General features: G+C 73.3%; 12 protein-coding genes. 7 read left to right on the top strand and 5 right to left on the bottom strand.

The genetic code is table 11. The features are described 5' to 3' along the window. Positions 1-570, top strand: coding sequence for a hypothetical protein (locus OO54_RS26610; RefSeq protein ID WP_157856512.1), 570 nt, complete (start codon positions 1-3; stop codon positions 568-570). 99 nt (positions 571-669) lie between these two features. Then, positions 670-1,209 carry a hypothetical protein gene (locus tag OO54_RS26605; RefSeq protein WP_017239048.1) on the top strand — a complete coding sequence of 180 codons (540 nt, stop codon included), beginning with the start codon at positions 670-672 and terminating at the stop codon, positions 1,207-1,209. A gap of 56 nt (positions 1,210-1,265) precedes the next feature. Here OO54_RS26605 and OO54_RS26600 read toward each other — a convergent pair whose 3' ends face one another. Continuing rightward, a complete protein-coding gene (locus OO54_RS26600; protein WP_033207278.1) occupies positions 1,266-1,892 on the bottom strand; it encodes a TetR family transcriptional regulator in 627 nt (208 codons plus the stop codon). A 236-nt stretch (positions 1,893-2,128) separates the two neighbouring features. Between OO54_RS26600 and OO54_RS26595 the strand changes: the two genes are divergently transcribed. The 4 genes from OO54_RS26595 (at position 2,129) to OO54_RS26580 (ending at position 6,053) form a co-directional block, all read left to right on the top strand. After that, complete coding sequence (locus tag OO54_RS26595) at positions 2,129-3,448, top strand: glycosyltransferase family 4 protein (RefSeq protein ID WP_033207277.1); 1,320 nt, start codon at positions 2,129-2,131, stop codon at positions 3,446-3,448. A 130-nt stretch (positions 3,449-3,578) separates the two neighbouring features. After that, positions 3,579-4,313, top strand: coding sequence for a class I SAM-dependent methyltransferase (locus OO54_RS26590; protein WP_033207276.1), 735 nt, complete (start codon positions 3,579-3,581; stop codon positions 4,311-4,313). Continuing rightward, positions 4,310-5,398, top strand: a complete 1,089-nt coding sequence (locus OO54_RS26585) for a prenyltransferase/squalene oxidase repeat-containing protein (RefSeq protein ID WP_017239044.1) — start codon at positions 4,310-4,312, stop codon at positions 5,396-5,398. Before OO54_RS26590 ends, OO54_RS26585 begins: the two co-directional genes overlap by 4 nt. 106 nt (positions 5,399-5,504) lie before the next feature. Then, the gene (locus OO54_RS26580; RefSeq protein ID WP_033207310.1) at positions 5,505-6,053 is read left to right on the top strand and encodes a hypothetical protein; all 549 of its coding nucleotides are present in this window, start codon (positions 5,505-5,507) and stop codon (positions 6,051-6,053) included. An 18-nt stretch (positions 6,054-6,071) separates the two neighbouring features. Here the strand turns inward: OO54_RS26580 and OO54_RS26575 are convergent, their stop codons facing one another. From OO54_RS26575 to OO54_RS26565, 3 genes are all read right to left on the bottom strand, one after another. Further along, entirely contained in the window at positions 6,072-7,082 is a 1,011-nt protein-coding gene (locus tag OO54_RS26575; RefSeq protein WP_017239042.1) for an LLM class F420-dependent oxidoreductase, read from the bottom strand. Between the two features lie 112 nt (positions 7,083-7,194). Further along, the gene (locus OO54_RS26570; RefSeq protein ID WP_078905351.1) at positions 7,195-8,055 is read right to left on the bottom strand and encodes a DUF5336 domain-containing protein; all 861 of its coding nucleotides are present in this window, start codon (positions 8,053-8,055) and stop codon (positions 7,195-7,197) included. A gap of 107 nt (positions 8,056-8,162) precedes the next feature. After that, positions 8,163-9,077 carry an N-acetylmuramoyl-L-alanine amidase gene (locus OO54_RS26565; protein WP_033207274.1) on the bottom strand — a complete coding sequence of 305 codons (915 nt, stop codon included), beginning with the start codon at positions 9,075-9,077 and terminating at the stop codon, positions 8,163-8,165. Positions 9,078-9,783: 706 nt separating this feature from the next. Here OO54_RS26565 and OO54_RS41705 point away from each other — a divergent pair. Continuing rightward, entirely contained in the window at positions 9,784-11,253 is a 1,470-nt protein-coding gene (locus OO54_RS41705; protein WP_063738329.1) for a tol-pal system YbgF family protein, read from the top strand. 165 nt (positions 11,254-11,418) lie between these two features. On the opposite strand, the gene OO54_RS26555 is transcribed toward OO54_RS41705, so the two are convergent. Continuing rightward, entirely contained in the window at positions 11,419-12,054 is a 636-nt protein-coding gene (locus tag OO54_RS26555) for a class I SAM-dependent methyltransferase (RefSeq protein ID WP_033207273.1), read from the bottom strand. Positions 12,055-12,142 lie beyond the last annotated feature (88 nt).

Below are 12,142 nucleotides of genomic sequence, written 5' to 3'. Positions count from 1 at the left end.
ATGCGTACGAGAAACATGGCGGCGGTCGCGGGTGTGCTGGCGGCGGTGCTGCTCGGTGCCGGGTGCGGGATCGTCGGGGGAGGGACGGGCGCGGACTCCGGGGCGTTCGACCGGGAGGCCGCGCAGGCCGAGATCCGCACGGCCGTGGCCGGAGCGGGGCTGCCGAAGTCCGAGCTGCCGGAGCCCGGGACGGCGACCGCCACGGCGACGCCCGCGGACGAACGGGAGCGGATCGCGCAGCGGGCCGCCGCCTGCACGGCGGCCTGGCAGTACATCGGGCCCTTGGTGGACGGGGTGCGGGGGAAGTTCGACCGGACGGTCGCCGCACTCGTACAGGAGGGCTGGACGGCCGGGAACCGGCAGGTGGAGAAGCTCGACGACAAGGGTGGGACCACCGCCAGTGTCACGCTCAAGAAGAGCGGCTGGACGCTGATGGCCCGTCATCACGCCCCCAGGACGGTGGTGATGGACATGGTCTCCTTCCAGGCGACGGAGGACGCGTGCATGGGTCGGTTCACCGAACGGGAGAGGGGCCTGCTGGCCGGGGAGGACGGGGGAGCGGAGGGCTGACGGCGGTCCGCTTCATGCCGCGCCGTCGTTCCCACGTGCAAAACTGTGCCCCTGTGAACGGGGGCAAGAGGCCTTCGTGCGTGCGTATTCGGGAGTGTTGTGCGCAAGGCGAAGTGGGCGGCCGCGGCCGCCGGTGTGGTGCTGCTGGTCGCGGGGTGCGGGAGCGAGGGCGGCTCGGACAAGGGCGGTTCGGCGTCCGGTGGTTCGTCCTCGGCCGGTTCGTCCGCGACGGGCGGCTCGGGTGGTTCGGGCGGCGAGAAGCTGGACGGGGCCGCGGTCACGAAGGAGCTGACGGACGCGGCGACGGGGGCCGGCTTCACGCAGGACGCCTCGGGCGAGCAGATTCCGGCCGAGGCCAAGGACTGCATGGTCAGCTGGACGGCCGACGCCGAGAAGGCGGCGGACCCGGCGAAGTCGTACACGGACACGGTCGCGACCCTGACCAAGGGCGGCTGGAGCGAGGAGCGCAGCTCCGGCGCGGGCGGCTCGGTCATCAAGTCGCTGAAGAAGAGCAGCTGGCAGCTCCAGGCCAGCAACCACTCGGCGGGCCCGCTGAAGCTGGTGATGTTCGTGGCCGTCGACAGCAGCCCGGAGTGCGCGGCGGTCATCGCCGCGAACAACGCCAAGCCCCAGGGCTGACCCGGCGCCGCCCGCCTCCCCGGTGGACGGACCGCCGGGGGTGCGGGCGGGAGCGCTCAGGCCGCGCCCGGCCGGGGGGCCGTGAGGTCGATCAGCCGGCAGACGGTCTCGATGTCGATCTTCACCTGTGCGATCGAGGCCCGCCCGGACAGCCAGGTGATCAGCGCGGAGTGCCAGGTGTGCTCGATCACCCGGACCGCGGAGAGCTGCGAGGGGGTGGGGTTCTCCGCACCCATCGCGTCCAGGATGATCGCGGTCGTCAGCCGCGAGACCGTGTCGACCTCGGGGCTCACGCTGCGGTCGGCGAAGGTCAGCGCCCGCACCATCGCGTCGGCCAGCTGCGGTTCCCGCTGGAGGGCGCGGAAGGCCCGCATCAGGGTCTCCGCGACCCGTTCGGCCGGATCCGCGCCGGCCGGCGGCCGCTTCCGCAGGGTGGTGTGCATGTGCTGGAGCTGGTCCTGCATGGTCGCGACCAGCAGGTGGATCTTGGAGGGGAAGTAGCGGTACAGCGTCCCCAGGGCCACCCCGGCGGCCTCGGCGACCTCCCGCATCTGCACGGCGTCGAAGCCGCCCCGCGCCGCGAGCTGGGCGCTGGCGTTCAGGATGCGGCGCCGCCGCGCCTCCTGGCGCTCCGTGAGGGGCGGCGACGCGGGTCTGTGGTCCGCTCTGTTCTCTGCGGTCATGAGGTCCCGTTCCGTGCGGTGGGGAGCGACAGTAGCGGTGCCGCCGCCGTGGCGCGAATCACCTGTTCCGGCTCTCGCGGCGGAGCTACCTGCCGGTAGATTCTGCCTCCTCGAAGGATCAAGAAGACCGGCCGGGCGACGGGCGAGAAGATCCCGAACGATCAAGTCTGTAACTTGTTCTAGATTAGCGCGAGCGGTTACGCTCCGGCGAAACGCACGCTCGAAGGGGGTCGCGCATGACCGCTGAGGCCATAGAGGCAAGCCCCCGACAGGGCGTCACCGTCGCCGGTGACGCACCGTTGCGGATCGCTCTCCTCACGTACAAGGGGAACCCCTTCTGCGGGGGCCAGGGCGTCTACGTCCGGCACCTCTCCCGCGAACTCGCCCGCCTCGGCCACACCGTCGAGGTCATCGGCTCCCAGCCCTACCCCACGCTCGACGAGGGCGTCCCGCTCACCGAGATCGCCAGCCTCGACCTCTACCGCTCGCCGGACCCCTTCCGGACCCCGAAGCGCGAGGAGTACCGGGACTGGATCGACGGCCTCGAGGTCGCCACCATGTGGACCGGCGGCTTCCCCGAACCGCTCACCTTCTCCCTGCGGGCCCGCCGCATGCTCGCCGCCCGCCGCGGCGACTTCGACGTCGTCCACGACAACCAGACCCTCGGTTACGGCCTCCTCGGCGGCCCCCGGGCCCTGGGCGCGCCGCTCGTCGCCACGATCCACCACCCCATCACCGTCGACCGGCAGCTCGAACTCGACGCCGCCGCCGACTGGAAGCGCCGCGCCTCCGTCCGCCGCTGGTACGCCTTCACCCGCATGCAGAAGCGCGTCGCCCGCCGCATGGAGTCCGTGCTCACCGTCTCCGGCACCTCCCGCCAGGAGATCGTCGAGCACCTCGGCGTCCGCGAGGACCGCATCGAGGTCGTCCACATCGGCGCCGACACCACCCTCTGGTCACCCGACCCGGCCGTCGCCGAGGTCCCCGGCCGGATCGTCACCACCTCCAGCGCCGACGTCCCCCTCAAGGGCCTGATCCACCTGATCGAGGCGCTCGCCAAGCTCCGCACCGAGAACCCCGACGCCCACCTCGTCGTCGTCGGCAAGCGCGCCGAGGACGGCCCCGTCGCCGCGGCCATCGAGCGGTACGGGCTGGAGGGCGCCGTCGAGTTCGTCAAGGGCATCAGCGACGCCGAGCTCGTCGACCTGGTGCGCTCCGCCCAGGTGTCCTGCGTGCCCTCGCTGTACGAGGGCTTCTCGCTGCCCGCCGCCGAGGCCATGGCCACGGGGACGCCGCTGGTGGCCACCACCGGCGGGGCCATCCCCGAGGTCGCCGGGCCCGACGGCGAGACGTGCCTGGCGGTGCCGCCGGGCGACGCCGGGGCGCTGGCCGCGGCGCTCGGGCGGGTGCTCGGTGACCGTGAGCTGCGGGCGCGGCTCGGTGCCGCCGGTCGTGCTCGGGTGCTGTCCCGCTTCACCTGGGCGCGTGCGGCCCAGGGGACGGCCGAGCTGTACCGCGAGGCAGTCGCCCGTCAGGGAACCGGAGTCCGCCGGTGATCTCCCGCCGTCGTCGCCGGGTGCGGCCCGGTGATGGGGCTGCGCCCACCCGTTCCGTCCTGCGGAACGCCTGCCCACAGCCCGGCGGCGCCTGCCCAGCAACACCCTCCAACCCCGAAAGCAGGATCTCGTGCTGACCGTCGATTTCACCCGATTCCCGCTCGCCGCCGGCGACCGTGTGCTCGATCTGGGCTGCGGTGCGGGTCGGCACGCGTTCGAGTGCTACCGGCGCGGGGCGCAGGTGGTGGCGCTCGACCAGAACGGCGAGGAGATCCGCGAGGTCGCGAAGTGGTTCGCGGCGATGAAGGAGGCGGGGGAGGCGCCCGCCGGGGCGACGGCGACCGCCATGGAGGGCGACGCGCTCAACCTGCCGTTCCCCGACGAGTCCTTCGACGTCGTCATCATCTCCGAGGTCATGGAGCACATCCCGGACGACAAGGGCGTGCTCGCCGAGATGGTCCGCGTCCTCAAGCCCGGCGGCCGGATCGCGATCACCGTGCCGCGCTACGGCCCGGAGAAGGTCTGCTGGGCGCTCTCCGACGCCTACCACGAGGTCGAGGGCGGCCACATCCGCATCTACAAGGCGGACGAGCTCCTCGGCAAGATCCGGCAGGCAGGCCTGCGGCCGTACGGCACCCACCACGCGCACGCGCTGCACTCGCCGTACTGGTGGCTGAAGTGCGCCTTCGGCGTCGACAACGACAAGGCGCTGCCGGTCCGCGCGTACCACAAGCTGCTGGTCTGGGACATCATGAAGAAGCCCGCCCTGACCCGGGTCGCCGAGCAGCTGCTCAACCCGGTGGTCGGCAAGAGCTTCGTGGCGTACGCGACCAAGCCCCACCTCCCCAAGGCCGACGCGAAGTGACCCCTCCCGAGCGGATCGCGGAGCACCTCGTCCTGCCGGGGGTGCTCACCGCGGAGCAGGCCGCCGAGACCGTCGCGGGGATACTCGCCGGGCAGCGCGAGGACGGCGCCATCCCGTGGTTCCGGGGCCACCACCTCGACCCGTGGGACCACACCGAGGCCGCCATGGCCCTGGACACGGCCGGCGAGCACGAGGCCGCCGCCCGCGCCTACGAGTGGCTCGCCAGGCACCAGAACGCCGACGGCTCCTGGTACGCGGCCTACCACGACGGCGAGGCGGACCGGGTCACCGACCGGAACAGGGAGTCGAACTTCGTCGCGTACATCGCGGTCGGCGTCTGGCACCACTACCTGTCCACCGGCGACGACGCCTTCCTCGACCGGATGTGGCCCTCCGTCTACGCGGCCGTCGAGTTCGTCCTCGGACTCCAGCAGCCCGGCGGCCAGATCGGCTGGAAGCGCGAGCCCGACGGCACGCCGGTGAACGACGCGCTCCTCACCGGTAGTTCGTCGATCCACCAGGCCCTCCGCTGCGCCCTCGCCATCGCCGAGGTCCGCGAGGAGGCGCAGCCCGACTGGGAGCTGGCGGCGGGGGCGCTCGGCCACGCGATCCGCCGGCACCCCGAGCGTTTCCTCGACAAGTCCCGCTACTCGATGGACTGGTACTACCCCGTCCTCGGCGGCGCGGTCACCGGACCCGAGGCGCAGGCCCGCATCGACGCCGACTGGGACACGTTCGTCGTGCCCGGCCTCGGGGTGCGGTGCGTCGTCCCGAACCCGTGGGTCACGGGCGGCGAGTCCTGCGAGCTGGCGCTCACCCTGTGGGCGATGGGCGAGTCCGACCGGGCCCTCGAGATCCTCCAGGACATCCGGCACCTGCGCGCCGAGAACGGCATGTACTGGACGGGGTACGTCTTCGAGGGCGCCGAGGAGGCCGACAAGGCCGTCTGGCCCGAGGAACAGACCACCTGGACCGCCGGTTCCCTGCTGCTCGCGGTCGCCGCCCTCGGCGGCGAGGAGGCCACGGTCGCCGTCTTCGGCGGCGAACGCCTCCCGACGGGCCTCGAACCGGACTGCTGCCCCTGACGGATCCCTGGGCCGTTGCCCCGTTCGGCGTCACCCGGGTGGCCGGTCGGCGGGGGCGGGGTGAGGCTGGCGCCACAGTCCCCAGGGAGGTTCCGTCGTGTCCGTCGTGCCCAGAACCGTCTCGCGTGGCGTCGTGGCGCTGTTCCTGTCCTGCACCCTGCTCCTGACGACCGCCGCGTGCAACGGCGACGACGAGGCCCAGGGGGCGGGCGCCGCCGTGACCCCGACGAGTACGAGCACCTTCGAGCAGCAGAAGCTGGCGAAGACCCGTTTCGTGGCCAACGCGGGCCTGGCGGCGGGCGCCGCGTACCAGTGGATCGTGAAGCCGTACCGCGCGGGCAAGTTCCAGAAGGGCGCCGACGGCCGCACCCTCGCGCTGGTGAAGGCGGGCCTCGCGGGCGCGTTCACGTACAACCGGCTCAAGGCGGCGGTGAACAACGCCAAGGGCGACCCGCTGCTCTCGAAGGCGGTCGCGCCGCTCTCGGCGGGGATCGAGTCGCTGAAGGAGCTCGGGACCAAGCTCCGCAAGGGCGAGGCGGGCGCCGCGGACGTCGGCGCCTTCGAGAGCGTCATCAACAGCGTCAAGGACGCCGGCAAGAGCGCCGGCGCCGAGGTCGTCGACAAGGTGCCCAGCGCCTCCCAACTGGGCGGGTAGGGGCCGTCCCCCAGGCGTTCAGGCGTTGAGCTCCGCGAGGGCGCGGAGCGTGGCGGGGTCCGGTGACGTGACGAGGAGGTCCGTCACCGGGCCCCGCCGCCACGAGTCGAGCCGTTCGGCGATCCGGGCGCGCGGGCCGACGAGGGAGATCTCGTCCGCGAAGGCGTCCGGCACGGCGAGCACGGCCTCCTCGCGCCGCCCCGCCGCGAAGAGCTCCTGGACGCGCCGGGCCTCCTTCTCGTACCCCATCCGCCCCATCAGGTCGGCGTGGAAGTTGCGGGCCGCGTGCCCCATGCCGCCGATGTAGAAGCCGAGCATCGCCTTCACGGGCAGCAGGCCGGCCGCCACGTCGTCGCAGAGGTGGGCCCGGACCATGGGTGCCACCAGGAAGCCCTCCGGCGGGCGTTCGGGGAGCGCGTACACCTCGGCCCAGCGGTCGGGCGTCCAGTAGAGGGGCAGCCAGCCGTCCGCGATGGCGAGGGTCTGCGCGACGTTCTTGGGGCCCTCTGCGCCGAGCAGGACGGGGACGTCGGCCCGCAGCGGGTGGGTGATCGGCTTGAGCGCCTTGCCGAGGCCGGTGCCGTCCTCGCCCGCGTACGGGTGGGAGTGGTGCCGCCCGTCGAGCCGGACGGGCCCTTCCCGGCGCAGGACCTGCCGGACCACGTCCACGTACTCGCGGGTCGCGGTCAGCGGGGAGCGGGGGAAGGGGCGGCCGTACCAGCCCTCGACGACCTGCGGCCCGGACAGGCCGAGCCCGAGGAGGAGGCGCCCGCCCGACAGGTGGTCCAGGGTGAGCGCGTGCATCGCGGTGGTCGTCGGGGCGCGCGCGGCCATCTGCGCGACGGCCGTGCCCAGCCTGATCCGGCTGGTGTGGGCGGCGATCCAGGTCAGGGCCGTGAAGGCGTCGGAGCCCCAGGCCTCCGCCGTCCACACGGAGTCGTAGCCCAGTCGCTCGGCCTCGCGGGCGAGGTCGAGGTGGGCGGGCGAGGGGCCGCGGCCCCAGTAGCCGAGGGCGAGTCCGAGTCGCATGCCCCGCAACCTTTCTGACGAACCGTCAGGTAGTGCGGGCACTGTACGGCAACGGCCCCCCGCCCGGAAGGGATTCCGGGCGAGGGGCCGTCTGCGAGGGTCCGCGCGGGAACTAGCCGCGCTGGATGCCCGTGGTGTCCTGGAGGACGCCGCGGCGACCGTCCTGCGTCTGGGCCACCAGGGCCGGACCGCGCTGCTCGACCGCCAGGTACCAGGTACCGGGCGCCAGTTCGGCGATCGGCGCCTGCGAGCCGTCCTCCGCGTACAGCGGACGGGCGACCGGCACGGCGAACCAGAACGGCGCGAAGTCGGCGGCGGGCCCCGCCGGCTGCGGGGCCTGGGCCTGCGGCTCCGGCTGCTGCGGGGCCTGCGGCTGCGGAGCGGCGGCCTGCGCGCCGAACGGCTGGCCCGCACCCTGCGACGGGTCCTGCGGCCCGCCGTACTGCGGGTGCTGCGCGCCCGGGTAGCCGTAGCCGCCGGGAACGCCCGGCTGACCCGGCTGGCCCTGCTGCATGCCGTACGGGTGCGGGGTCTGCGGGCTCGGCGCGCCGACCAGCGGGGCCTTCAGCGCGGGAACCAGCGGACCGGCCACCGCGGCACCGGCCGCGATCAGGGCGGCGATCAGGCCGAGGATCAGGCCCGCGCCCGCGTTCGTCGCCTCGAAGACCCACATCAGCAGGGTCCACGCGGAGGCGACGGTGAACGCGGCACCGACCTGGTTCAGCTCCAGGCCGACGACCTTGCGCTGCTGCGGCAGGCCGTGGGAGAGGACCACCAGGGCGACGCCGGCGATGCCGAGGAGGAACGAGCCCCAGCCGAGGGGCGACACCTCCCAGGAGTTCGGGGTGTCGATCTGGTCGCAGATGGAGGCCGGGCCGTCGCAGCTGGCGTAGCCGAGGAACGAGGCGATGAACAGCACCACCGCTGCACCGATCAGCACGCCATCGCCTCGGGTGAGGGAGCGGATATTCACGTAAGAGTCCTTCGTCGTTCGTCGGTCGTCGCGTCGGGGGTGGCACTCGGGGTCCCATGGCACGGGGGCGGCCCCATCGTACGGAGCGAATCTATCGCCCGCCGGTTCTACCCCTCGAGGTAGGTCGCGATGCCGTCCGCGATCCCCTGTGCCGCCTTCTGCCGCCACGCCGATGACGTGAGCAGCCGCGCATCCTTCGGATCACGCATATTGCCGCATTCGACGAAGACCTTGGGCACGGTTGACAGATTGAGGCCGCCGAGATCGTCGCGCACGTCCAACCCCGTACCGCCGGCGAGGTAATTGGCAGGGGACGTTCCGGTCGCGCGGGCGAACCGGTCCGCGATCCGCTCGCCCAGCGCCCGGGACGGCCCGACGATCGCGGCGGTGTCCGCCGATCCGCCGCGCACCCGTGCGGGCAGGATCACATGGAAGCCGCGGTGGCCGACCGCCGAACCGTCCGCGTGGACGGAGACCACGGCGTCGGCGCGGGCCGCGTTGCCGATGCGGGCCCGCTCGTCGATGCACGGGCCCCACGGCCGGTCGGCGTCGTGGGTGAGGACCACCTTCGCGCCGCGCGCCGTGAGGAGGTCCCGCAACCGGTGCGAGACGTCGAGCGTGAACGACGCCTCCGTGTACCCCGCGTCCGTGGAGGTGCCGGTGGTGTCGCACTCCTTGCGGGTCGTCCCGATGTCCACCTTCTGGTTGATTTCCGTGGAATGACGGAAATTGCCGGAGTTGTGACCCGGATCGATGACGACGGTCCGGCCGGCGAGGGATCCGTCCCCCCCGGCGGCCGGGAGGGGCGACCGGGTCGGCGTCGGGTCGGCGGAGGCGAGCGGGGGACGGGACTCGGCGCCCTGTGCCTGCCGGGTCTCCTGAGCCCGCTGGGTCTCCTGGGCCTTTCCGGAGGACGGCGAGGCCTGCGAGGCCCCGCATCCGGCGAGTACGGCGCAGCAGCCCGTGGCGGCGAGGGCGAGGGCGAGAGCACGGCGGGCGGTGTTCCGGTGGTCGTACGGCACCCAGCGACTCTAGGCCCTGGGCGGCGCGAATTCCCGCAGGGCGAAGGTCGCAGGTTTGTCACCGCTTCCCGGAACGGCGGACGCGTGTGCGCGGACGGTGAAGGGTAGGTGAGAAGAGCGGCGGTGGGGTGTCACCGCGCATGGACCACGAGGGGGAACCGTGGTGGGGGAAGAGCCGAACGACGCACGTCCCGAACCGTCCGACCGCATCCCGGACGACAGAACCTTAGATCCGACAGATCCGACAGACCCGCCGTACCCGGTAGCCCCGGCAGACCCGCGGACTCCGGCACCTGCCGCGCCGCCTGCGCCCGAGGGCCCGCCACGAGCCGCCGAGCCGCCGTGGACCGCTCCGAACCCGACGAAGCCCACGACCCCGGCACCGACCTCGGCCGCTCCCGCGACCCCGGCCGCCCCCGCACCCGCGGCACCGGCCACGGTTCCGGCCGCTCCCGGGACGCCCACGCTCGCGTTCGGCGCGCCGTCCGGCGGTGGGGGCGAGGTCCCGCCCGGCCACGGCGAGGGGGCCGGGCCCGCGTCCGCACCCGGCTGGTCGGGCGGTGGGGTCGCGGCGCCGCCGCCCGGGGCGCCGCCCGGGTACGGGCCGCCGCCGGGGTACGGGCCGCCCGGATACGGTCCGCCGCCCGGGTACGGGCCGCAGCCGCCCGCGCAGCCGCGCGGGGAGGCGAACGCGGCGCAGGCGGCGATGATCGGCCTGCTCAACCTCTCCTGCCTCGGGCTCGGTTACGTGCTGCTCCGCAACTGGGTCGGTGCCGCGCTCTGCTGGCTGGCGACGGCCGCGCTACTGGTGTTCGCGCTTCCGGCCGACGTCGACGGCGTGCCCGTGGGCGTGCTCGTCGGCTACGGCGTGTTCCTGCTCGCCGCCGCCGCGGACGGAGCACGGCGCGGACTGCGGGCCACGCTCCGGGTCGGGGCGTCGTTCCGGCGCCTCGCGCTGCCGCTCGCCCTCGTGCTCCTGGCCGTGCCCGCGGGCGGTTCGCTCGCGTACGGCGCGGCGCGGGACGAGGCGAAGGAGCAGGCGCTGCTCGAACTGCTCGCGGAGGCGGACGCCCTCGTGAAGTCCGCCGACGGGCTCGCCTTCGACAAGGCCGAGCCGACCTTGCGCACGGCACTCACCGCGTACGAGGACCTCGGCACGCGGCACGCGGGGTCGCGGGCCGGAAAGCTGGTTCCCGAGCGGCTCGACGCCTACTACGCGACCGTCTCCGCCCCGTACGGGAAGAAGCAGTACTGCGAGGCCGTTCCGCCGCTGAAGTACCTGCGGGAGCTGCCCGGCACCGTCGACAAGCAGCTCCTCGGCTCCCGGCCCGCCAAGACGGACGATCCGCTCGCCGAGTCCCTCTACGAGTGCGGGACCGCCGCGCTCGGCGTGCGGACGGCCGACCCGACGGCCAGCGAGAGCCTCAACGAACTCCTGAAGACGTTCCCGAAGTCGAGCCACGCGACCCGCGTCGAGCCGGCCGTCCGCGCGGCGATCAAGACCAGGACGACCGCGCTGACCGGGGGCTCCGCGCCCTGCGACACCACCGAGGAGCTGCGCGCGCTCCGCTCCTCCCTGGACAACATGTCGGACCCGTCCCTCCAGGGCGCCGCGAAGGAGGCGGCCGACGCGGTCCAGACGGGCGAGTTCACCTGCGGGACCGACCAGTTCAAGAAGAAGGACTACACCGGAGCCGTCACGACCATGACCGAGTACGCCAAGGCGTACCCGAGCAGCCCGCGGGCGGCGCACGCCCGCTCGATCGCCATCGCCGCCGAGATCGCCGACGAGGAGCCGGCGGCCGGCCGGAGCCTGCCCCCGGCGGACGTCCCCGAGGGCACCCGGATGGTCATGGTGGTCAGCAACGACGGCCCCGGAGAGGTCGAGCTGCTCTACACCGGCCCGATGACCGGCAAGGTCACCCTCAAGGCGTGCGGGACCTGCACCAAGTACCCGGGGCCGATCTTCTCGAACGGCAAGAAGATCAAGGCCTGCACCGGGCCGTCCTCGAAGTACCCGAAGGCGACCCTGCTGCTGCCCGCCGGCGACTACCACTTCCTCCAGAAGCGGGCGTCCACCGGGAGCTCGACCGCCGGCGACACCAAGTCCAGCAAGGCGAAGATCGAACCCGGCTACAGCTACACCAACTGCCTCTACGTGACCTCCGGGTACTGACCCGGCGCGACCGGACGAGGCGCGACCGGACGAGGCCGATCGGACGCGGCCCGATCGGACGAGGTACGACCGAAGGACGGTGGCGGCCGGCCGTCAGCCCGCGGGGGCGGCCGGCCGCTGGACCCATGGGGCGGCCGGCCGCCGGACCCACGGAGTGATCGGCCCTCAGCCCACGCGGCGGAGCACCCGCAGCGAGTCGGTGACCGAGACCTCCTCGAAGTCGCCCGACTCCAGGGCGCGGAGGTAGATCCGGTACGGGGCCTGGCCGCCGTCCTCCGGGTTCGGGAAGACGTCGTGGATGACGAGCAGGCCCCCGGGGGCGACCTTGGGGGCCCAGCCCTCGTAGTCGTTCGTGGCGTGCTCGTCGGTGTGCCCGCCGTCGATGAACACCAGGCCGAGCTGCCCGCCCCACACCTTCGCGACCTGCGGCGAACGACCGACCACCGCCACGACGTGCTCCTCCAGGCCCGCCTTGTGCAGGGTCCGGCGGAAGGTGGGCAGCGTGTCCATGCGCCCCACCTCGGAGTCGACGACGGTCTCGTCGTGGTACTCCCAGCCGGGCTGCTGCTCCTCGCTGCCCCGGTGGTGGTCCACGGTCACCGCGACCGTCCCCGCCTGCCGCGCCACGTCGGCCAGCAGGATCGTCGACCGGCCGCAGTACGTCCCGACCTCCAGGAGCGGCAGGCCGAGCTTCGCGGCGCCGGTGGCGGCGTCGTACAGCGCGAGCCCCTCCACCACGGGCATGAAGCCCTTCGCCGCCTCGAAGGCGGCAAGGATCTCGGGGGTGGGCTCGGCGGCCATGGGCGGGTCCTCCTACTGGCGGGTACGCGGGTACGCGCGCCCATCGTGCCCTACGCGCCGCCCTCGAACCACACCCGTCCTCCCCCTC

The sequence above is a fragment of the Streptomyces wedmorensis genome (genome assembly GCF_000716445.1).
Lineage (GTDB): Bacteria > Actinomycetota > Actinomycetes > Streptomycetales > Streptomycetaceae > Streptomyces > Streptomyces wedmorensis.
The sequence above is the reverse complement of the archived record's forward strand: the minus strand, read 5'-3'. Positions and strand labels throughout refer to the sequence as shown.